The organism is Paraburkholderia humisilvae (assembly GCF_902859855.1).
Lineage (GTDB): Bacteria > Pseudomonadota > Gammaproteobacteria > Burkholderiales > Burkholderiaceae > Paraburkholderia > Paraburkholderia humisilvae.
On record NZ_CADIKH010000029.1, the window covers coordinates 1 to 21553 of the forward strand.

Below are 21553 nucleotides of genomic sequence, written 5' to 3' on the forward strand. Positions count from 1 at the left end.
GCGATTCCAAGCCGTACGGCACTCGGTCTCGTGTTGCTACACAAGGGATGGCCCAAGAGGCCACCAATGGGACGGCTTGCGCCGTCCAGTCGATGCGACGCGTGTCGCACAAAAGTCGTTATAGTAGCAGGTTTAGTTTCCCTTCTTCCCGCAGGTTCATGGAACAAATCCGTATCCGTGGGGCTCGCACCCACAACCTGAAAAACGTCAATCTCGACCTGCCGCGTCACAAATTGATCGTGATCACGGGGCTGTCGGGTTCGGGCAAGTCGTCGCTCGCGTTCGACACGCTGTATGCGGAAGGGCAACGGCGCTATGTCGAAAGCCTGTCGGCCTATGCGCGGCAATTTCTACAGCTAATGGAAAAGCCCGACGTCGATCTGATCGAAGGGCTATCTCCGGCCATTTCGATCGAGCAGAAGGCGACGTCGCACAATCCGCGCTCGACCGTCGGCACCGTCACTGAAATTCACGACTATCTGCGTCTGCTGTTTGCGCGCGTCGGTACACCTTACTGCCCTGATCACGGCATTCCGCTCGAAGCGCAAAGCGTGTCGCAAATGGTCGACACGGTACTCGCGCTGCCCGAGGACACGAAACTGATGATCCTCGCTCCTGTCGTCACGAACCGCAAAGGCGAGCACGCTGAGTTGTTCGAAGAGATGCAGGCGCAAGGTTTCATTCGGTTTCGCGTGCGCTCGGGCGGCGGCACCGCGAATGAAGGGGTCGCGAAGATCGTCGAAGTGGATTCGCTGCCGGCGCTCAAGAAGAACGACAAGCATTCGATCGACGTGGTCGTCGACCGTCTGAAGGTGCGGCCGGACATGAAACAGCGCCTCGCCGAATCGTTCGAAACGGCGCTGCGCCTCGCCGACGGCCGCGCCATCGCGCTCGAAATGGACACGGATAGCGAGCATCTGTTCAGCTCGAAGTTCGCCTGTCCGATCTGCTCGTACTCGCTGCAGGAGCTCGAGCCGCGCCTCTTTTCGTTCAACAATCCGATGGGCGCGTGCCCGGAATGCGACGGGCTCGGCCAGATTACGTTCTTCGATCCGAAGCGGGTGGTCGCGCATCCGTCGTTGTCGCTCGCGGCGGGCGCGGTGAAGGGCTGGGACCGGCGCAACCAGTTTTACTTCCAGATGCTGCAGAGTCTCGCGGCGTTCTACGAATTCGACATCGACACGCCATTCGAGGAACTGCCCGAGAAAATCCGCAAAGTCCTGCTGTATGGTTCGGGCAAGCAAACCATTCCGTTCTCGTACATCAATGAGCGCGGCAGGACGTCGGTGCGTGAGCACGTGTTCGAAGGGATCATTCCGAACCTCGAGCGACGCTATCGCGAAACCGATTCCGTCGCGGTTCGCGAGGAACTCGCGAAGTATCAGAACAATCAGGCGTGCCCGGCGTGCGAGGGCACGCGTCTGCGCCGCGAAGCGCGCTTCGTGCGCATCGGCGCGGACAGCGACGCGCGCGGCATCTACGAAATCAGCGGATGGCCGCTGCGCGACACGCTCGGCTATTTCCAGACGCTGCGTCTCGAAGGCGCGAAACGCGATATCGCCGACAAGGTGATCAAGGAAATCGTCGCACGGCTGATGTTTCTGAATAACGTCGGGCTCGACTACCTGTCGCTCGAGCGCAGCGCGGAAACACTGTCGGGCGGCGAGGCGCAGCGCATCCGGCTCGCGTCGCAAATCGGTTCCGGCCTGACCGGCGTGATGTACGTGCTCGACGAGCCGTCGATCGGCCTGCATCAGCGCGACAACGACCGGCTGATCTCCACGCTGAAGCACCTGCGCGATCTCGGCAACTCGGTGGTGGTGGTCGAGCACGACGAAGACATGATCCGGATGGCCGACTATATCGTCGATATGGGTCCGGGCGCCGGCGAGCACGGCGGCATGATCATCGCCGAGGGCACGCCGGACCAGGTTCAGGCCGATCCGGCGTCGCTCACCGGCCAGTATCTGAACGGCACACGCCGCATCGAGTACCCGGAAGACCGCAAGCAGCCGGATGAGCGGCACCTGCGCATCATCGAAGCGTATGGCAACAATCTGAAGCGCGTCACGCTGGATCTGCCGGTGGGCCTGCTTACCTGCGTCACGGGCGTGTCAGGCTCCGGCAAGTCGACGCTGATCAACGACACGCTGTACCAGGCGGTCGCGCATCACCTGTACGGCTCGGCGACCGAGCCGGCGCCGTTCGAAGCGATCGAAGGCATCGAGCACTTCGACAAGGTGATCAACGTCGATCAATCGCCGATTGGCCGCACGCCGCGCTCGAACCCGGCCACCTACACCGGCTTGTTCACACCGATCCGCGAACTGTTCGCCGGCGTGCCGGCGGCAAAGGAACGCGGGTACGATCCGGGCCGCTTCTCGTTCAACGTGAAGGGCGGCCGCTGCGAGGCGTGTCAGGGCGACGGCGTGCTGAAGGTGGAGATGCACTTTCTGCCGGATGTCTATGTGCCCTGCGATGTCTGTCATGGCAAGCGCTACAACCGCGAAACGCTGGAAGTGCAGTACAAGGGCAAGAACATCAGCGAAGTGCTCGACATGACCGTCGAACATGCGTATGACTTCTTCAAGGCCGTGCCGGTGATCGCGCGCAAACTGAAGACGCTGCTCGACGTCGGCCTCGGCTATATTCGCCTCGGCCAGTCGGCCACCACGCTGTCGGGCGGCGAAGCGCAACGCGTAAAGCTGTCGCTGGAACTGAGCAAGCGCGATACCGGTCGCACACTATACATTTTGGACGAACCGACTACCGGGCTACACTTCCACGACATCGCGCTGCTGCTCGAAGTGATTCACCGGCTCCGCGATCAGGGCAATACCGTCGTAATCATCGAGCATAATCTCGACGTGATCAAAACCGCCGACTGGCTAATCGACCTCGGTCCGGAAGGTGGCGCGGGCGGCGGGCAGATCATCGCGCAGGGCACGCCGGAGCAGGTCGCGCAGTCGAAGGCAAGTTTTACCGGCCGCTATCTCGCACCGTTGCTGAGCCGGGAAGCGCAGACGGCGGAATCCGCCAGTGCGAGCAGCGACGCGGCAAGCAGCGCGGCAAACAAGTCAGCGAGAGCCGCCAAACAAAGCGCATAACCCTGTAGTTTGGAGACTGGACAACGCCAATGGCCAAGCGTAACGAGGCGACCGACGAAAAGCCGGTACAAGACCTGCGCCCCCGCCCGGTCAGGCTGACGAGCGATATGAGCCTGCCGAAGCTATCGGCGGTGGAAATCGGCAGTTATGTCGTCGCGCTGCTGGGGATGTGGGCAGTGCTCGAGCTCAAGCTGCTCGGCGCGCTGCTCGCCGGCATGCTGGTGTTCCAACTGGTCCATACCATCTCGCCGCGCATCGAGCGTCACATGTCGAGCCAATGGGCGCGCTGGCTGGCGGTTGTCTGGCTGTCGATCCTCATTGTCGGCACGCTGACCGGCTTCACGATCGGCATCATCGAGCACTTCGAACACGATGTGCCAAGCGTGCAGCAACTGCTTGGCCAGGCGATGCAGCTGATCGACCAGGCGCGCGGCCGCGTACCGCAATTTATCGCGGACAATCTGCCCGTCGACGTCGATCAGATGAAGGAAAGAGCCGCGTCGATGATGCACACGCACGCGGGCATGCTGCAGCAAAGCGGCAAGATGGTCGCGCGCGGCTTCACGCACGTGCTGATCGGCATGATCATCGGCGCCATCGTCGCGGTCGGCGCGCAAAGGCATGTGCAGCGGCTGCCGCTTTCGACCGCGTTCATCCAGCGCATTTCGCGCTTTTCCGATGCGTTCCGGCGCATCGTGTTCGCACAGGTGAAGATCTCCGCGATCAACACCGTGTTCACGGCGCTTTTTCTGCTGCTGTTGTTGCCGCTCTTTCACGCGCAACTGCCGCTTGCGAAAACGCTCGTGATCGTCACGTTCATCGTCGGCTTGCTGCCGGTGATCGGCAATCTCATTTCGAATACGCTGATCGTCGCGGTCGCGCTGTCGGTCAGTTTTCCGGCCGCGGTCACGTCACTCGTGTTCCTGATCCTGATTCACAAGCTCGAGTATTTCCTGAATGCGCGTATCGTCGGCGGTCAGATCGAGGCGCGCACGTGGGAGCTGCTGATTGCGATGCTCCTGATGGAAGCCGCGTTCGGCATTCCCGGCGTAATCGCCGCGCCGATTTTCTATGCCTACGTCAAGCGCGAGCTGATCTATCTGCGGCTCGTCTGACACAGCCGGCCACTGGGTCAGGGCTGGGAGGTCCGGGCCGCTACGTCAGAAATCGAAGCGCGCGTTCAGCGACAACGTGCGCGGATCGCCCGGTCCCACATAGTCGGCGTACTGGAACATCCAGTAACGGCGGTTGAACAGGTTGTCGACGGCCGCGCGCAAGGTGACGTCGTGGCCGGCCAGGCGTGTCGCGTAGCTCGCGCCCGCATTCACCAGCAGATATCCGCCCGTTCGCAGACCGCCCGCCGGACGCACCTCCGTGTTGCCGGTGTACTTTGCGTCGACACCGAGCCGCAGGCCCGGCACGCCCGGCACCGCATAGCTGACGTAACCTGCGCCGACGAAAGTCGGCGCACCCGCGACACGGTTGCCGACGTTCGCCGCGCCGCGCTGATATCTCGTGTTGATCCACATTACGTCGCCACCGACGGTCCAGCTTCTGCCGAGCCGCACATCCGCGCCCGCTTCGATGCCCTGGAAAATCTGTTCGCCATCCTGTACGAAGACGTTCGCACCGTTCGGATATTCGGCGCCGCGCTCGGTGCGGAACAGCGCGGCCGTCGCGCTCCAGCGCTCATGCTCGCTTTTGACGCCGACCTCGTACTGCTTGCTGCGAATCGGCGGCAGCAACGCGCCGCCGTTCGCGTAGGTCGGCGCGACGATCGAACCGGGCTCCAGCGATTCGACGTAGCTGGCATACAGCGTCGTCGTGCGCGCGAGCTTGAACATCAACGCGACGGTCGGCGTCAGCACGCCGTTCTTGCCATACGTCGAGGTTGTCGAACCGTCGAGCGCGTAGCCGTTCTGCTCGTAGTCGGTGTATCGCACGCCGCCGAGTACCGACCAGCGCTCGGTCAGCTGGATCGTATCGCTGGCGAATAGCGCCTTCTGGATGATGTCGGAGCTCGGGAAAGTCGTCAGGCCTTCCGGGCTGTAGAACACGTTCGTGTTCGGCTGATAGAGATTCCCGGTGCCGATCTGATCGTAAAAGCTGTTCACCTCGTAGTCGTTGATCTGCTTCTGGTACGCCGCGCCGAACACCAGTTGATGGGCGAAGGGTCCGGTCTTCACATTGCCCTCGACCGTCGCCTGCCAGAACGTCAGCCGATGCCCTTCCTTGCCGGCAAAGCGGAAGTCGTTGTAGTCGCCGAGATAGTTCTGCAGGAAGAAGGTGCCCTCGTTGCGGTCGCGAAAACTCTTGCTGAAACCGTAGGTCAGACTCGCGGTCCAGTCGGGCGTCAGGTTATAGCGCAAGCCGGCGGTGTACCACTGCAAGTTCGTGTTCAGGTGCTGGTCCGGGCCCGACAGATTGGAGCTGCCGCCGCTCACCGGAGGCGGCAGGTTCAGGCCGGGGTATTGCGCGGTGTAGATCGCGCTCGTGATGCTGGTCGAGTGACGCTCCTGCCACAGCAGACCGAACGTCGCAGTCAGGTCACGTGTGAGCCGCGCGTCGAGCGCGAGCGACACCGCATCGCGTCTGACATGGCCGTCGTTGTAGGTCTGCCCCTCCTCGTGCGTCGCATTCAGCCGGTAGCCGAACATTGCGTTCGGGCCGACGCGACCGCCGAGATCGATGTGCTGGCTCCATATGCCGTCGGTCCGGTAGCCGACGTCGACGCTGCCGAGAAACGTCGCTGAACCGGGCGGTTTCTTCGTCACGTAATTGACGATGCCGCCGGGTGCGCCGAAGCCATACATAAAGCCCGACAACCCCTTGAGCAACTGGACGCTCTCCAACTGCTCGTACGGCATCGTGATGCCGTACGCGTTGAACGGCAGGCCATCGATCTTGAAACCGTTCTGCCAGTCGAGTTGCATGCCACGCACCGTCACATAACTGGCCCACGCGTTGTATGGATTGCTGTTGTCCGATACCGACGCGTCGCGCATGAACACTTCGCCGAGCTTGGCCGGCTGCATCTCCTGCAGTTGTTCGTCGGTCACGATCGTCGTTGAAAACGGCGTGTCGAGCTGCGAACGGGTCCCGAGCGCACCATTGCTGACGTCTTCGTTCAAATTAAGCGGTGTGTCTTGCGATGCCGTGATGCGCACCGCCGGCAATGCTTTTTCAGCCGCGTCCGCTGTCGCATCGGCGGCCGGTTGCAGCTGCGCGAATACGGTTGGCGTCGCGGCCGCGATTGCGAACAGGACTGCCAGGTGAGTCGGCGTCGCCGGGAGCCGGGCGTCGAATGTGTGTCGGAATCGGGATGACCGTGTGTGTCGTTCGGTGTGCTGCATTGTTGTCTGAACCCCTCGTCGCGCCCTTGCTAAGTTATTGAGAACAATTCTCATTTACAAGAGACGCGATGATGCCCAATCCCGTCGGAATTTTGAAAGGAAAGATATGCGGCATTTTGTCGCATATGTCTGTAACGCAGATGGGGCAGGGGCTTCGAGGTAACGGCAGGAAGTGAGTCGGTGACCGCCTACTTTCCTGGCTGTCTACGCGACAGTCCTTGCGGCAACCGTTCACAATCTTTAAGATGCGAACAATTCTTATTTACGCAAGATAGATGCTGGTTATGGATTTCATTTCGCGCGCCGTCGCGGTTTTGCCGGGTTCACCGGGCGCTTCGTTTCGCGCATGAGGCCGCTTCTCGTCCACTTGCATCGATGGTTCGGCATCGCGACCGCGCTGTTCCTGTTCATCGCTGGACTGACAGGCGCGTTGATCGCGTGGGATCACGAGCTCGATGCGATGCTGAACCCGTCGTTCTTCCACGCACGCACAGACGGCCCTGCGCTGTCGTCGCTCGAACTGGCGCGACGGATCGAAGCGGCCGATCCGCGTCTACGGGTCACCTACCTGCCGCTCGCGGTCGAACCCGGACACACGTTGCAAGTGATGGTGTGGCCGCGCGTCGACCCGCGTACGCAACAGCCGTACACGCTCGGCTTCAATCAGCTAGCAGTCGACCCGGCGACCGGCAAGATTCAAGGTCGCCGCGAATGGGGCGCGGTATCGCTCGCGCGGCTCAATCTGATCCCCTTTCTGTACAAGCTGCACTACACGCTGCATTTGCCGTTCACACACGGCGTCGACGTCGGCACGTGGCTGATGGGCGTCGTCGGCATCGTGTGGATTGTCGACAGCGTGATTGCGCTCGTTCTGTCGTTCCCGAGCTTCAAGACCTGGCGTAAGTCGTTTGTGTTTCGCGTACAACGCGGCGGCTACCCGCTCACGTTCGACCTGCATCGCTCCGGCGGCGTATGGATCTGGGGATTGCTGCTGATGATGGCGGTGACGTCGGTGTCGATGAATCTCGGCAATCAGGTCGTGCGACCGCTCGTGTCGTTACTGTCGCCGCTGACGCCGACGCCGTTCTCGGATCCGAAACTCGCTGGCACGCCACAGCCGGGCCAAGCCGACCTCAGCCGTGAGCAGATTCTCGAAGACGCGAGCCGGATCGCAGCGGAAAGACACCTCAGCGCACCGCCGGGCGCACTCTTCTACGCGACCACGTTGCATACGTACGGTGTGGGCTTCTTCACCGCGGGCAACGATCACGGCGAGGGTCCGCTTGGCAACGCGTGGCTGTATCTGAATGCGCAAACCGGTCGGCCGGTGAGCGCGACGATCCCGGGTGAAGGCTCCGCGGGCGACATCTTCATGCAGGCGCAGTTTCCGCTGCATTCGGGACGGATTGCGGGACTGGCCGGCAGGATCGCGATCAGCGCGCTTGGGCTTGCAGTAGCCGTCTTGAGCGTGACGGGTCTGATGATCTGGCTGAAGAAGCTCGATGCGCGGCGACGCCAGACACGCACTCCGCTGAAAACATCGGATCCGGCGCTAGCGAGCAAGCAGCGGACCGAACGCGCAAAGCGCGGCGAGCGAGTCGAACAAGCCGCGTCGCCGCAGTAATGGAGAGGCGAACCGCCCGCCTCGCCTCTCACTGTCCACCTAGCGGAACACCACCGTCTTGCTGCCGTTCAACACAATCCGGTGCTCGACGTGCCACCGCACCGCGCGCGCCAGCGTCACGCATTCGACATCCCGACCGATCGCCGTCAGCTGCTCCGGCGCCATGCTATGGTCGACACGCTCGACCTCCTGCTCGATGATCGGGCCTTCGTCGAGATCGGTCGTCACATAGTGCGCGGTAGCGCCGATCAGCTTCACGCCGCGATCGAATGCCTGGTAATACGGCTTCGCCCCTTTGAAGCTCGGCAGGAACGAGTGGTGAATATTGATCGCGCGTCCCGCGAGCCGGTCGCACAGGTTTGGCGAAAGAATCTGCATATAGCGCGCGAGCACAACCAGGTCCGCCTGATGCTCGTCGATCACTTCGAGCACGCGTGCTTCCTGCGCGGCTTTCGCATCGGCATGGGCATCGCCCTTCGCCGCGCCGGGCGGAAAGTGATGGAACGGAATGTCGTAGCTCGCGGCGAGTTGATAAAAATCCTTGTGGTTCGAGATGATCGCCGGAATCTCGATGTTCAACTGCCCAGTGCGATAGCGAAACAGCAGGTCGTTCAGGCAGTGCCCGATCTTCGACACCATGATCACGACACGCGGTTTCACCGTCGCGTCGTGCAATTCCCAGCGCATCCCGAACTGTTCGGCCAGCGCCGCGAATGCCGCGCGCAGTGCGTCAAGCCCCGGATCGCCGCCGACTTGCTGGAAGTGCACGCGCATGAAGAACTCGCCGGTGCGGCTGTCGCCGAATTGCGCGGAGTCGAGAATATTGCTGCCGCGCTCGAACAGAAAGCCCGAGACCGCGTGGACGATGCCGGGCCGATCGGCACACGACAGTTTGAGGATAAAGCTGTGATCGGTCGACATGACCCAGATGACTCCCTTCTGCGAAACCTTTGATTCGTTCAATTCGACGTGAGACCGGATTCGGCTACGGGCGGTTCGAACAACGCGTCGATGCCCGCACACGCGTCTTCATCGATCCATTGCCGACGCAGCATGCAATCGAGCGTCGCAAGGCTCGCATCGACGGTCATTGCGTCTTCTTCGATCCAGCGCGCCACTTCATCGATGCGCGCGAGCCGATGCTCGCCTACTTCGCCATCCTGATTGCGTGGCGCGAAGTCTTCCGGCAATACGAGATCGTAGATAAAAATCTGTTCAGCCTGCGTGCCCTCAGGCAGCGACTGCAACACATGCACCGCACGCCCTGGTGATGCACGCACGGCGATGTCTTCAGGAATGCCCGCTTCTTCCCAGCACTCCTTGATGATGGTTGTCTCGATGCTGAAGCCCCAGCCAATGCCGCCCGCGACGACGTTATCCAACATGCCGGGGTCGGTGGCCTTCGTGTCGCTGCGGCGGGCAATCCATAGCCGCGGCGCGGCTTGCGCGTATTCTACGATGCCGTTCAAATGCACCGCGTAGGTCATCGTGCCGAAGAAGCGCGACGCCGCGCGTTCGATGTACGCAAGCGGCGGCGCATCGAATGCATTGCGGATCGCGTAGGTTTCGTCGCGCCAGCCGGGAATGTAGCCATCGGCAGCGAGCGCGCCGATAACGGCGCCGAGCGCCGCGGTGCGACTGTCGACTGTCGAATAGCGCGAGCTCAGCACAACGCGTTGCGCGTCGGTCTCGAACACGTCCGGCCAGCGGGCAAGCCATGGCGCGTCCGTCGCGCGTATCCAGCCGACCTGCTGTCCGTCGATCCAGAACGAACGATGCGCGCGTGCATCGAAGCGGCGTGCGGCGGAAATGCAAGGCAAAGTCATCAGAACTCCGGCAATCTCGGTTTTTCGCGTGTCGTCGCGCGTGAAACGGTCAAGCGCGATCAAGCGGCATCAAGCGCAATCAATCGCGCAGCGCGACCCGCAAGCCGATCGCGATAAAGGTCGCGCCGGCAAGGCGGTCGAGCCACACGCCCGCGCGCGGGCGGCGCTTCAGCCAATTGCCGATCATCCCCGCGCATACGCCGAACAGCGAGAACACCGCGACGGTCTGCAGCATGAACAATGCGCCCAGTTCGAGCATCTGCACCGTGACGCTTTGCACGCCGTGAGGATCGACGAATTGCGGCAGAAACACCACGAAGAACAATGTCACCTTCGGATTCAGCATATTGCCGATCACGCTTTGCCGGAAGATCGACGACAACGGCTGCGGCCGCCGCTCGTGCGCGGTCGCCAACCCCTTGCTGCGCAGCGCCTTGATGCCGATCCAGATCAGATACACGGCGCCCGCGAGTTTGATCACCTGGAACGCGACCGGCGACGAGCGCAGCACCGCTGCCACGCCGAGCGCGGCAAGCGTCGTGTGAAACGTGATGCCGGCCGCAAAGCCGAGCGCCGCGACGAGACCGGCCGCGCGTCCCTGTGAAATGCCGCGCGCGAGCACCTGCAGATTGTCGGGACCGGGCGCGAACGTGATCGCAACCGACGTGGCGAGAAACAGCAGGAAGTTGGGCATCGCGCGAACCTTTTTACGTGACGACGACGTGTAGTGGGTCATGCGCAGCGAACTCAATGGCCGCCGAAACCGGTCACCGTATAAAGCGGCAACCCCGCCGAACGCAGCAGCGCCGATCCGCCGAGGTCCGGCAGATCGATGATCGCCGCGCCTTCGATGACCTCGGCGCCGAGGCGCTCGAGCAGCCGCTTGCCGGCGAGCATCGTGCCGCCGGTCGCAATCAGGTCATCGACGATCACGACGCGATCGCCGGGCTTGCATGCGTCTTCGTGAATCTCGACGGTGGCCGAACCGTACTCGAGCTCGTACGACTCCGCGACGCGCTTGTACGGCAGCTTGCCCGCCTTGCGGATCGGAATGAAGCCGATGTTCAGCTCGTACGCGAGAATCGGCGCGATGATAAAGCCGCGTGCATCCAGCCCCGCGACGTAGTCGAGCCGCGCGTCGATATAACGCTGCACGAACAGGTCGATCAGCACGCGCAGCGTTTTCGGGTGCCGCAAAAGCGGCGTGATGTCGCGAAACTGCACACCGGGCAACGGCCAATCGGGCACCGTGCGGATCTGGCTTTTGACGAACTCGGCCGCATCGAACGGTGGGTTCGCAGGCACGTCGGACATGATGTCTCCACAAGGATCGCTGACGATCCGAATCAAACTCGAGAATGTTTCAGTACAGTCGCGGCGCTTCTCGCAGCGCCGGCGCATGGGGGCACGGTTCGCCTCCCGGTCAGCCTCTCAGTTCGCCTTTGGGGCAACCGTCCAGTTCAGGCAAGCGCCGCGACAGACCGGCGCGCCGCTCAGTCAGGCTGTCGCGGCGCTCGCCCGCCGATGTTTCGACAGTCGCTCTTCCGCTTCGGCAAGCGCTTCGGGCATCCCGCGCAGCACGACGATGTCGCTTGCGCGCAGCTTCGTCGATGGGTCCGGCTCGACGCCGCGAATCCCGTGGCGGCGAATCGCGGTCACCTCGACACCCAGTTCGTACAGCCCCAGTTCGTCGAGCGTGCGACCGACCGCGTCGGCCTTTTCGTCGACCGGCACCGATTGTAGCCGCACCTGTTCGTGGCCGTCGTCATCGTCGACGTCGTCGGCGCCGTGGAAGTAGCCGCGCAGCAGGCTATAGCGCTCATCGCGCAACTCTTCGACCCGCCGCAGCACGCGCCGCATCGGCACGCCCATCACGACGAGCGTGTGCGACGCCAGCATCAGGCTGCCTTCGACAATCTCCGGAATCACTTCGGTCGCACCCGCTGCGAGCAGCCGGTCGAGGTCGCTATCGTCGACCGTACGCACGATGACCGGCAGCGTCGGCTCGAGCTCGTGCACGTTATGCAGCACACGCAGCGCCGACGGCGTATTCGCGTAAGTGATCGCGACCGTTCGCGCGCGATGAATGCCCGCCGCGAGCAGCGACTCGCGCCGCGCCGCATCGCCGAATACCACCTGCTCGCCGGCCGCCGCCGCGGCGGCGACACGGTCCGGGTCGAGGTCGAGCGCGACATACGACAGGCCTTCGTGCTCGAGCATCCGCGCCAGGTTCTGCCCCGCGCGGCCGTAGCCGCAGATAATCACATGGCCGCTTTGCTTGAGGCTTTGCGTCGCGATGCGCGTCATCTGCAACGACTGCTGCATCCATTCCGTCGACGACAACCGCAACACGATCCGGTCCGCGTTCTGGATCAAAAACGGCGCGGCCAGCATCGACAGCAGCATACCGGCGAGGATCGCCTGCAGCAGCGTCGCATCGACCAGGTGCTTGTCGAGAATCAGATTGAGCAGCACGAAGCCGAATTCGCCGGCCTGCGCGAGGCCGATACCAGTGCGCATCGCCACGCCGGGCGTCGCGCCGAAAAGGCGCGCGAGCGCGGTCACCATTACCGCCTTCAGCAGGATCGGCCCGATCAGAAAGCCGAGCACGATAAGCGGGTGATGCCAGATCACGGTCGGGTTCAGCAGCATGCCGGTCGTCACGAAGAAGAGCCCGAGCAGCACGTCGCGAAACGGCTTGATGTCCTCTTCTACCTGATGGCGGTACGGTGTTTCCGCGATCAGCATCCCCGCGATGAATGCGCCGAGCGCGAGCGACAGGCCGAACTTGTCGGTCACGAACGCCGCGCCGAGCGTCACGAGCAGGAGGTTCAGCACGAACAGCTCCTGCGAGCGCCGCCGCGCAACCACATTGAACCAGCGTGTCATGAAGCGCTGCCCGACGATCAGCAGCAACGCGAGCGCGACGACGATCTTCATGAACGCCAGACCGAGCGCGGCCATCACGTCTTCGGTCTGGCCGCCGAGCGCCGCGATCACGATCAGCAGCGGCACCACCGCGAGATCCTGAAACAGCAGCACGCCGAAGATATTGCGGCCATGCTCGGTCTCGATCTCGAGCCGCTCCGCGAGCATCTTGCTGACGATCGCCGTCGACGACATCGCCAGCGCGCCACCTAGCGCGATGCAGCCCTGCCAGGACAGATGCACCCAATGCTGGAACGCGAAACCCAGCCCGAGCGCGACGCCGATCGTGCCGAGCACCTGCAGCAGGCCGAGCCCGAACACCAGCGTGCGCATCGCGCGCAGTTTCGCCAGCGAGAACTCGAGCCCGATCGAGAACATCAGGAACACGACGCCGAACTCGGCCAGATTCTGCGCGCCCTTCGAGTCCGGCACGATGCCGAATGCGTGCGGTCCAACCAGAATGCCGACCGTCAGATAGCCGAGCATGGGGGGAAGATTCAGATACCGGAACACGACGACGCCCACCACTGAGGCCAGCAGCAGAAAGAGCGTCATTTCAAGCGGGGAAATCATCGGCGAGAGCGTCCAGGTTCGTCAGCGGCCGCCGCGCGCAAACCACCGCGCAGCAAGGTTCAGAGGCCCGTGAAGGCGACGCCCGGACAAGTTCCGTCCGGCGCGGCGAACATACGCCTTTGTTATACTCCGCGAATGATAGCGAAAATCAATGGCGACCGGGCGCTTGCGCTGGCTCGCGACGTGCTCGACATCGAAGCGGACGCCGTGCGCGCGCTTCGCGATCAGCTCGACGACGGGTTCGTCGAAGCGATCGACTTCATTCTTGGCTGCCGTGGCCGTGTGGTCGTTTCGGGCATTGGCAAATCCGGCCATATCGCACGCAAGCTCGCGGCGACGCTCGCGAGCACCGGCACTCCGGCATTCTTCGTACACCCCGCCGAAGCGAGTCACGGCGACCTCGGCATGATCACCTCGGACGACGTGTTCATCGCGATGTCGAACTCTGGGGAATCCGAAGAACTACTCGCTATCCTGCCGCTGATCAAACGGCTCGGTGCGAAACTGATCGCGATGACCGGCCGTCCCGGCTCGAGTCTCGCGAACATCGCCGATGTCCATCTGAACGCCGGCGTCTCGAAAGAAGCCTGCCCGATGAATCTTGCGCCGACGGCCAGTACCACCGCGGCGCTCGCACTTGGCGACGCGCTCGCGGTCGCGGTGCTCGAGGAACGCGGCTTCGGCCCGGACGACTTCGCCCGCTCGCATCCGGGCGGCGCGCTCGGCCGGCGTCTGCTCACCTACGTGCGCGACGTGATGCGCATTGGCGACCAATTGCCACAGGTGACGCCCGACCAGACGGTGCGGGACGCGCTGTTCCAGCTGACTGCCAAGCGCATGGGCATGACCGCAGTCGTCGACGACGAAACGCGCGTGAAGGGCATTTTCACCGACGGCGACCTGCGCCGGGTACTTGAACGCGACGGCGACTTCCGCAATCTATCGATCGGCGCGGCGATGACACCGCACCCGCGCACCATCGGTCCGGACCGTCTCGCGGTCGAGGCCGTGGAACTGATGGAACGCCACCGCATCAATCAGTTGCTCGTGGTCGATGAAGCCGGGCGACTGATTGGCGCACTCAATATGCACGACCTGTTTTCGAAGAAGGTGATCTGATGGCTGTTTCCCTTACCGCGACTGAACGCGCGAGCCGCGTGAAGCTGATGATTTTCGATGTCGACGGCGTACTGACCGACGGCGGCCTGATGTTCACCGCCGAGGGCGACTGGATGAAGTCGTTCAACTCGATGGACGGCCACGGCGCAAAGCTGCTGCGCGACGCAGGCATCGATACGGCGATCATCACCGGCCGCCAGTCGGGCATCGTTGTCGAGCGCGCGAAGAACCTGCGCATCACGCATGTCTATCAGGGCGTGGAAGACAAGCGTGTCGCATTCGCGGACCTGCTGAAGCAGACCGGCACGAAACCCGAGGAATGCGGTTACATGGGCGACGACTGGCCCGACCTCGCGGTAATGCTGCAAGTCGGCTTCGCCGCGGCGCCGGCCAATTCGCATCCGGAAGTGATTGCGCGTGCGCATTGGGTCAGCGAAGCGCGCGGCGGCCATGGCGCCGTGCGCGAAGTGTGCGACACGCTGCTGCGCGCGCAGAACCGCTACGACGATCTGCTGCGCGCCGCGTGCGGAATGTGAACGGATCGAACGGATGAACAGGTTTCGCTGGACTTCGCTTATTCCGGTCGTCGCGATGGCGCTGCTTGCCGGCATCACGTACTGGCTGCTGCAGGCGACGAAACCGCACACCAACGAAGACGTGATTCGCCCGAAGGCGCACACGCCCGATTACTTCGCCGAAAATTTTTCAGTCTCCGAGCTCGATCAGTCGGGCGTGACGCAGTACCGCCTCACTGCACAGAAGCTGATTCACTACGAAGACACTGAAGACAGCGACCTGACGAAGCCGGCCATCCGCGCGTTCCAGCCCGGCAAGCCGATCGTCACCGCGACCGGCGACTGGGGCACGGTGAATAGCGATGCATCGATCGTCAATCTCTACGACAACGCGCGCATCCTGCGCGCCCCCGGCGACGGCGATCCGGAGATGCAGGCGGATTCGCAGCATTTTCGGGTGCTGGTGAACGACGATGTGATCGAGACTGAAAAGCCGGTTAAACTTCGTCGCGGTCTTTCGGTCATGACGGCCGACGGCATGAATTACAACAATGTTACCCGGGTCATGAAGCTGTTCGGCAACGTGCGCGGCGCCATCGCCGCGTCGGACACGGCCGGCAGCATCTCCAGGTGATCCGGGTGTTTCATTTCCAGCGTGACTGCATGAGCGAATCGTTCCCCCGTTTCAATACCGGCTGCCTGCGCAAGCCGCACGCGTTTCGCGTGTGGCGTGCGCCGCTGGTCGTTCAGCTGGCGGCATTGCTCGCCGCGCTGCCGCTCGCGGCCTTCGCTCCGGTCGCGCACGCGGAGCGTGCCGACAAGGACAAGCCGCTCAATATTGAAGCGGACAATATGACGTACGACGACCTCAAGCAGGTCAATATCTTCACCGGCCATGTGGTCGCGACCAAAGGCACGATCCTGATCCGGGCCGATCGCGTTGAGGTGACCCAGGACCCGCAGGGCTATCAGTTCGCGACCGGCACCTCGACCGGCAACAACCTCGCGTACTTCCGGCAGAAGCGCGACGGCGTCGACGAATACATTGAAGGCAATGCCGAACGCATCGACTACGACGGCAAGCAGGACCTCACCACGCTGACCACGCGCGCAACCGTACGCAGGCTGCAAGGGCTGTCGACGGTGATGGACGAGGTGCACGGCAGCGTCATCACGTACGACGGCCAGAGCGATTTCTATACGGCGAAAGCGGGCCCGGACGTCGCCAGCCCGGGCAACCCGACCGGCCGCGTGCGTGCGATGCTCGCGCCGCGCAATACCGGCGCGCAGCCCGCTTCCGGGCCGCCGGTCACGCTGCAACCGTCGACCCGCTTCCAAGGCCAGAACGCGAATCCAACGCCCGGTACGTCGACCGCTCCGTCGTCCACTGACAGTCAAGGACAAGGAACCACCAAGCCGTGAGCACCCCTGCCCTCCCCAATCGCAAGCCGGCAGGCACCAGCAGTTCGCTCGCCGTGCGCAATCTGAAGAAGCGCTACGGCTCGCGCACGGTCGTCAAGGACGTCTCGCTCGATGTGAAAAGCGGCGAAGTGGTCGGCCTGCTCGGGCCGAACGGCGCCGGCAAGACCACCTCGTTCTATATGATCGTCGGCCTTGTGTCGCTCGACGCGGGTGAAATCGATCTGGACGGCAAGTCGATCAGCCTGCTGCCCATCCATAAACGCGCAGCGCTCGGGCTTTCGTACCTGCCGCAAGAGGCTTCAGTGTTCCGCAAGCTCTCCGTCGAGCAGAACATCCGCGCGGTGCTCGAACTGCAGTACGACGACAACGGCAAGCGCCTGTCGAAGGATGCGATCGCGCAACGCACCGAAGCGTTGCTCGACGAATTGCAGATTGCTCACCTGCGCGAGAACCCGGCGCTGTCGCTGTCGGGCGGCGAGCGGCGGCGCGTCGAAATTGCCCGCGCGCTCGCGACCAACCCGAGCTTCATTCTGCTTGACGAGCCGTTCGCGGGCGTCGACCCGATCGCGGTGCTCGAGATTCAGAAGATCGTCAAGTTCCTGAAGCAGCGCAATATCGGCGTGCTGATCACTGACCATAACGTGCGCGAAACGCTCGGCATTTGTGATCACGCGTACATCATTAGCGACGGCACCGTGCTGGCCGCCGGCGCGCCCGGCGACATTATTGAAAACGAGAGCGTGCGGCGCGTCTATCTGGGCGAGCACTTCCGCATGTAACGTCGCGCGAACCTGCGAACGGCGATGCGGATGTGCGAGGTTACATCGTCCGCGAGCGCGCAGGGAGTGGCTTCAGTAATTTTGACAAGATAGGCTCGATATTTCGCGCCCCGCGCGCCTATCCGCCTCGAAAAATCTCCCCCACCCGCATTTATGCGGTGTCGCAAGGTTTCGCGGTCGTGGCAAACTCTCTACAATGAATTCACTGCCATGAAAGCTAGCCTCCAACTCCGCCTGTCGCAGCATCTTGCGCTGACACCCCAACTGCAACAGTCCATCCGGCTGCTGCAGCTGTCTACACTTGAGCTGCAACAAGAAGTGTCGATGGCGATTTCGCAGAATCCGCTGCTCGAAACCGAGGACGACTGGATCGCGAGTCCGCTACGCGTGGCCGGCGACGGCTCGGTGATCGCACAGGCTCCGGCCAACGCGGCGCCGGAGCCGATGGCTAACGTGCCGTCGTCGTCCAGCTCTTCCGCGTCCGGTGAAAGCGCCGAGAGCAGCGAACCGCAGGGCGTCGACGAATACAACGGACTCGCGTCGGATAGCAACGCGGACGCGAACCAGTGGAATCTGGACGACTACGGCCGCTCGGGCAACGCTTCGGATGACGACGACCTGCCGCCGTTGCAAATCCACGAATCCACTACCACACTGCGCGATCATCTAACCGCGCAACTGCGTGTCACGCAGGCAAGCCCACGTGATCGCGCGCTCATCACGTTCCTGATCGAATCGCTCGACGACGACGGTTACCTGACCGCCACGCTCGAAGAAGTGCTGGCCGACCTGCCTGATGAACTCGAAGTCGATCTCGACGAGTTGAACGCAGCGCTCGCGCTGCTGCATAGTTTCGATCCGGCCGGTGTGGGGGCACGCTCCGCGTCCGAATGCCTGAAGCTGCAACTGTGTCGGCTTGGACCGTCGCCGACGCGCACGCTCGCGCTCGAGATCGTCGCACACCATCTGGAACTGCTCGCCGCACGTGACTTCACGCGTTTGCGCAAACACCTGAAGGCAAACGACGATGACCTACGCGACGCGCATACGCTGATCCGTTCACTCGAACCCTTTCCCGGCGCGGCCTACGGCAAGGCTGAAGCAGACTACGTGGTGCCCGACATCATGGTGCGCAAAACGGCACAGGGGTGGCAGGCCGAGTTAAACCCGGAAGTGGTGCCGAAGCTGCGCATCAACCATCTGTACGCGAATATTCTGCGCAACAACCGCGGCGATCCGGGCAGCGGATCACTGCGTCAACAACTGCAGGAAGCGCGCTGGCTAATCAAAAACATCCAGCAACGATTCGAAACGATCCTGCGCGTGGCGCAAGCGATTGTCGAGCGTCAAAAGAATTTTTTTGCCCATGGTGAAATTGCCATGCGCCCCTTGGTTTTGCGGGAAATTGCTGATACGCTGGGCCTACACGAGTCGACGGTCTCACGTGTAACAACCGGGAAGTACATGCTCACCCCATTCGGGACGCTTGAATTTAAGTACTTCTTCGGATCTCACGTATCGACCGACACCGGGGGCGCGGCCTCTTCCACGGCCATTCGCGCGCTCATCAAGCAACTGATAGGAGCTGAAGACACCAAATCTCCTCTTTCAGACAGCCGCATTGCCGAACTGCTGGCGGAACAAGGTTTCGTGGTTGCACGGCGCACCGTGGCGAAATACCGCGAAGCGTTGAAAATTCCAGCAGTCAATCTGCGCAAGTCTCTGTAGCTCGCTGCCTTCCGCGGCGGGCATTTTCCGGCCGCGCCGCTGGTTGGCGGAGCAGGCTGGCCGATACGACCTGTTGCGCTGTTACCGGGGAACGGCACAGGCAGGCCGGCAGATCGACCGGCGCTGACGCAATCCATGCGGATCCTGGCGGCCATTCGCTTGGAGAAGCACTATGAATCTGAAGATCAGTGGACACCATCTCGAAGTCACACCAGCATTGCGAGAATACGTGATCACCAAGCTAGATAGAGTGCTAAGGCATTTCGATCAGGTGATCGACGGCAACGTGGTCCTCTCGGTCGACAATCACAAGGAAAAGGAAAAGAGACAAAAGGTTGAAATCAACCTGCATCTGAAGGGCAAGGATATTTTTGTCGAGAGTTGCGATAGCGATCTGTACGCGGCAATCGACTTGATGATCGATAAACTGGACAGGCAAGTCATTCGTCACAAGGATCGCCTGCAAGGCCATCAGCACGAAGCAATCAAGTATCAACCCGTGCCGTCCCAGGCGGAGGTGCCGCCGCAATAGGCCACGAAGCCTGGCAGCCAGTCAGGCGACACGAGTCTCACGCGAAACCGCCCTTTTCAGGGCGGTTTTTTCGTTTGGCGAAACCTTCTCCCAAATAGTCGCCATTTTTCAATCGGGAGGGCTCGCGCCTGCTTCGGTTGCGAAATCGACCGGCATGGCGCGGCGCACCATCCGTCGCAACGCTGTTCTATAATGTTTTGGTCACTTTCGGGGTCAATCAGCCCGAGTCCTGCTTTTTGGGCTCAACTGCGCATCGCCGTGAGCATCTGCCGAGCATGGAACGCTATTCAAACGCCACAGCGAGGAGAACCCAGGCGATCAACGCGCCTGCCAACATGAATCGTTTAGCCAAATATCTTCCGCTCGAGAACGTCGTCGTCGGCCTTTCCGTTACCAGCAAGAAGCGCGTATTCGAGCAAGCGGGCCTGATCTTCGAAAACCAGAACGGCATTGCCCGCAGCACCGTCACCGACAATCTGTTCGCGCGCGAGCGTCTTGGCTCGACCGGGCTGGGTGAAGGCGTGGCGATTCCACATGGCCGGATCAAAGGCTTGAAGCAGCCGCTCGCCGCGTTTGTGCGCCTCGCGGACCCGATTCCGTTCGAGTCGCCGGATGGTCAGCCGGTATCGCTACTGATCTTCCTGCTGGTCCCAGAACAGGCGACCCAGCAGCACCTCGAAATACTGTCGGAGATCGCCCAACTGCTGTCCGACCGCGAGACCCGCGAGCGCCTGCACACGGAAGAAAATCGTGAAGCGTTGCATAGCCTGCTGACTCAGTGGCAACCTTGACAGATACCAGCATAGCGGCACAATGCGCGACCAGGGGCTTCGCCCGGTTTGCGCAGCGGCTGGCCAGCCGATCGGCAGTTACCGCACGGGTAATCGTGCGGGCGACCGTTTGACGCACGATCTGCCGTCGCGCACTCGCGCAGGACCGGTGGCCGCCGGAAACCAGCCGGCGGACCGAATGGCAACTGGAATCGCAACCGAACAGGCCCGCGCCGGCCAAACCCGCGGCGCACGCGTCGCGACGAAGAGCAGGTAAGCGGCGCACACCGGAGTCATGGACACATGGATACGTCCAGCATCAACGCCCAGAGTATTTTTGACGACAACGCCGCCACGCTGAAGCTCAGCTGGCTGACCGGGCATGAAGGCTGGGAACGCGGCTTTTCGGCGGAAACGGTTGCCACCGCAACGTCCAGTGCCGACCTCGTGGGCCACCTGAACCTGATTCACCCGAACCGGATTCAGGTGCTTGGCGAAGCCGAGACCAACTACTACCAGCGCCAATCCGACGAAGACCGCTCGCGCCATATGGCCGAGCTGATCGCGCTCGAACCGCCGTTCCTGGTGGTGGCCGGCGGCGTGGCCGCGCCTGCGGAGCTGGTGTTGCGCTGCACGCGCTCGTCAACGCCATTGTTCACCACGCCGATGTCACCGGCGGCGGTGATCGACAGCCTGCGGCTCTACATGTCGCGCATCCTTGCACCTCGCGCGACGCTCCACGGCGTGTTTCTCGACATTCTCGGCATGGGTGTGCTGCTCACCGGCGACTCCGGCCTCGGCAAGAGCGAACTCGGCCTCGAACTGATCAGCCGCGGCCACGGTCTCGTCGCCGACGATGCGGTCGACTTCGTGCGCCTTGGACCGGATTTCGTCGAAGGGCGCTGCCCGCCTTTGCTGCAGAACCTGCTCGAAGTGCGTGGCCTCGGCCTGCTCGACATCAAGACGATCTTCGGTGAGACGGCGGTGCGCCGCAAGATGAAGCTGAAGCTGATCGTTCAACTGGTGCGCCGCCCGGACGGCGAATTCCAGCGACTGCCGCTCGAAAGCCAGACGGTCGATGTGCTCGGCCTGCCGATCAGCAAAGTGACCATTCAGGTGGCGGCCGGCCGCAACCTTGCGGTGCTGGTCGAAGCCGCGGTGCGTAACACGATCCTGCAGTTGCGCGGGATCGATACGCTGCGCGATTTCATGGACCGCCAGCGCCTCGCGATGCAAGACCCGGACAGCCAGTTCCCAGGCAAGCTCATTTGAAATTA

Annotated in this window: 17 protein-coding genes and 1 pseudogene; 12 read left to right on the forward strand and 6 right to left on the reverse strand. The window is 62.5% G+C overall.

The window, feature by feature from the left end:
* Positions 1-158 precede the first annotated feature (158 nt).
* Positions 159-3107, forward strand: a complete 2949-nt coding sequence (gene uvrA, locus HV796_RS25865) for an excinuclease ABC subunit UvrA (RefSeq protein ID WP_175229345.1) — start codon at positions 159-161, stop codon at positions 3105-3107.
* Between the two features lie 29 nt (positions 3108-3136).
* Positions 3137-4222, forward strand: a complete 1086-nt coding sequence (locus tag HV796_RS25870) for an AI-2E family transporter (RefSeq protein ID WP_175229346.1) — start codon at positions 3137-3139, stop codon at positions 4220-4222.
* Between the two features lie 45 nt (positions 4223-4267).
* On the opposite strand, the gene HV796_RS25875 is transcribed toward HV796_RS25870, so the two are convergent.
* On the reverse strand, positions 4268-6460 hold the full coding sequence (locus tag HV796_RS25875; protein ID WP_175229347.1) for a TonB-dependent siderophore receptor: 2193 nt from the start codon (positions 6458-6460) through the stop codon (positions 4268-4270).
* Between the two features lie 346 nt (positions 6461-6806).
* On the opposite strand from HV796_RS25875, the gene HV796_RS25880 reads away from it, so the two are divergent.
* Positions 6807-8084, forward strand: coding sequence for a PepSY-associated TM helix domain-containing protein (locus tag HV796_RS25880; protein WP_175229348.1), 1278 nt, complete (start codon positions 6807-6809; stop codon positions 8082-8084).
* Positions 8085-8123: 39 nt separating this feature from the next.
* Here the strand turns inward: HV796_RS25880 and purU are convergent, their stop codons facing one another.
* The 5 genes from purU to HV796_RS25905 all read right to left on the reverse strand — a co-directional run bounded on the left by purU (position 8124) and on the right by HV796_RS25905 (position 13411).
* Positions 8124-9005 (reverse strand): formyltetrahydrofolate deformylase, encoded by an 882-nt coding sequence (purU, locus tag HV796_RS25885; protein ID WP_175229349.1) that lies wholly within the window; start codon positions 9003-9005, stop codon positions 8124-8126.
* A 38-nt stretch (positions 9006-9043) separates the two neighbouring features.
* Entirely contained in the window at positions 9044-9910 is an 867-nt protein-coding gene (locus tag HV796_RS25890) for an NUDIX hydrolase (RefSeq protein ID WP_175229350.1), read from the reverse strand.
* A gap of 79 nt (positions 9911-9989) precedes the next feature.
* Positions 9990-10604 (reverse strand): LysE family translocator, encoded by a 615-nt coding sequence (locus HV796_RS25895; protein ID WP_175229425.1) that lies wholly within the window; start codon positions 10602-10604, stop codon positions 9990-9992.
* A 53-nt stretch (positions 10605-10657) separates the two neighbouring features.
* Complete coding sequence (locus HV796_RS25900) at positions 10658-11224, reverse strand: adenine phosphoribosyltransferase (protein ID WP_175229351.1); 567 nt, start codon at positions 11222-11224, stop codon at positions 10658-10660.
* A gap of 183 nt (positions 11225-11407) precedes the next feature.
* Complete coding sequence (locus tag HV796_RS25905; RefSeq protein ID WP_175229352.1) at positions 11408-13411, reverse strand: monovalent cation:proton antiporter family protein; 2004 nt, start codon at positions 13409-13411, stop codon at positions 11408-11410.
* Between the two features lie 135 nt (positions 13412-13546).
* Between HV796_RS25905 and kdsD the strand changes: the two genes are divergently transcribed.
* The 9 genes and pseudogenes from kdsD (at position 13547) to hprK (ending at position 21548) form a co-directional block, all read left to right on the forward strand.
* Positions 13547-14530 carry an arabinose 5-phosphate isomerase KdsD gene (kdsD, locus tag HV796_RS25910; RefSeq protein ID WP_175229353.1) on the forward strand — a complete coding sequence of 328 codons (984 nt, stop codon included), beginning with the start codon at positions 13547-13549 and terminating at the stop codon, positions 14528-14530.
* Positions 14530-15066, forward strand: coding sequence for a KdsC family phosphatase (locus HV796_RS25915; protein WP_175229354.1), 537 nt, complete (start codon positions 14530-14532; stop codon positions 15064-15066). Before kdsD ends, HV796_RS25915 begins: the two co-directional genes overlap by 1 nt.
* A gap of 13 nt (positions 15067-15079) precedes the next feature.
* Entirely contained in the window at positions 15080-15679 is a 600-nt protein-coding gene (lptC, locus tag HV796_RS25920; protein ID WP_175229355.1) for an LPS export ABC transporter periplasmic protein LptC, read from the forward strand.
* Between the two features lie 29 nt (positions 15680-15708).
* A pseudogene (lptA, locus tag HV796_RS25925) lies at positions 15709-16386 on the forward strand (lipopolysaccharide transport periplasmic protein LptA); the annotation flags it as partial.
* Positions 16387-16463: 77 nt separating this feature from the next.
* Entirely contained in the window at positions 16464-17246 is a 783-nt protein-coding gene (gene lptB, locus HV796_RS25930; RefSeq protein WP_175229357.1) for an LPS export ABC transporter ATP-binding protein, read from the forward strand.
* Between the two features lie 210 nt (positions 17247-17456).
* Positions 17457-18974: an RNA polymerase factor sigma-54 gene (locus tag HV796_RS25935; protein ID WP_175229358.1), complete on the forward strand. Its 1518-nt coding sequence runs from the start codon at positions 17457-17459 to the stop codon at positions 18972-18974.
* Between the two features lie 172 nt (positions 18975-19146).
* Positions 19147-19506: a ribosome hibernation-promoting factor, HPF/YfiA family gene (hpf, locus tag HV796_RS25940; RefSeq protein WP_175229359.1), complete on the forward strand. Its 360-nt coding sequence runs from the start codon at positions 19147-19149 to the stop codon at positions 19504-19506.
* A gap of 275 nt (positions 19507-19781) precedes the next feature.
* Entirely contained in the window at positions 19782-20297 is a 516-nt protein-coding gene (locus tag HV796_RS25945) for a PTS sugar transporter subunit IIA (protein ID WP_134190614.1), read from the forward strand.
* Positions 20298-20579: 282 nt separating this feature from the next.
* Complete coding sequence (gene hprK / locus HV796_RS25950; RefSeq protein ID WP_175229360.1) at positions 20580-21548, forward strand: HPr(Ser) kinase/phosphatase; 969 nt, start codon at positions 20580-20582, stop codon at positions 21546-21548.
* Positions 21549-21553 lie beyond the last annotated feature (5 nt).

Bases quoted from the DNA above. Each gene is read 5' to 3' on its own strand.
- uvrA (WP_175229345.1), top strand. From the start codon at position 159: ATGGAACAAATCCGTATCCGTGGGGCTCGCACCCACAACCTGAAAAAC.
- HV796_RS25870 (WP_175229346.1), top strand. From the start codon at position 3,137: ATGGCCAAGCGTAACGAGGCGACCGACGAAAAGCCGGTACAAGACCTG.
- HV796_RS25875 (WP_175229347.1), bottom strand. From the start codon at position 6,460: ATGCAGCACACCGAACGACACACACGGTCATCCCGATTCCGACACACA.
- HV796_RS25880 (WP_175229348.1), top strand. From the start codon at position 6,807: ATGAGGCCGCTTCTCGTCCACTTGCATCGATGGTTCGGCATCGCGACC.
- purU (WP_175229349.1), bottom strand. From the start codon at position 9,005: ATGTCGACCGATCACAGCTTTATCCTCAAACTGTCGTGTGCCGATCGG.
- HV796_RS25890 (WP_175229350.1), bottom strand. From the start codon at position 9,910: ATGACTTTGCCTTGCATTTCCGCCGCACGCCGCTTCGATGCACGCGCG.
- HV796_RS25895 (WP_175229425.1), bottom strand. From the start codon at position 10,604: ATGCCCAACTTCCTGCTGTTTCTCGCCACGTCGGTTGCGATCACGTTC.
- HV796_RS25900 (WP_175229351.1), bottom strand. From the start codon at position 11,224: ATGTCCGACGTGCCTGCGAACCCACCGTTCGATGCGGCCGAGTTCGTC.
- HV796_RS25905 (WP_175229352.1), bottom strand. From the start codon at position 13,411: ATGATTTCCCCGCTTGAAATGACGCTCTTTCTGCTGCTGGCCTCAGTG.
- kdsD (WP_175229353.1), top strand. From the start codon at position 13,547: ATGATAGCGAAAATCAATGGCGACCGGGCGCTTGCGCTGGCTCGCGAC.
- HV796_RS25915 (WP_175229354.1), top strand. From the start codon at position 14,530: ATGGCTGTTTCCCTTACCGCGACTGAACGCGCGAGCCGCGTGAAGCTG.
- lptC (WP_175229355.1), top strand. From the start codon at position 15,080: ATGAACAGGTTTCGCTGGACTTCGCTTATTCCGGTCGTCGCGATGGCG.
- HV796_RS25935 (WP_175229358.1), top strand. From the start codon at position 17,457: ATGAAAGCTAGCCTCCAACTCCGCCTGTCGCAGCATCTTGCGCTGACA.
- hpf (WP_175229359.1), top strand. From the start codon at position 19,147: ATGAATCTGAAGATCAGTGGACACCATCTCGAAGTCACACCAGCATTG.
- HV796_RS25945 (WP_134190614.1), top strand. From the start codon at position 19,782: ATGGAACGCTATTCAAACGCCACAGCGAGGAGAACCCAGGCGATCAAC.
- hprK (WP_175229360.1), top strand. From the start codon at position 20,580: ATGGATACGTCCAGCATCAACGCCCAGAGTATTTTTGACGACAACGCC.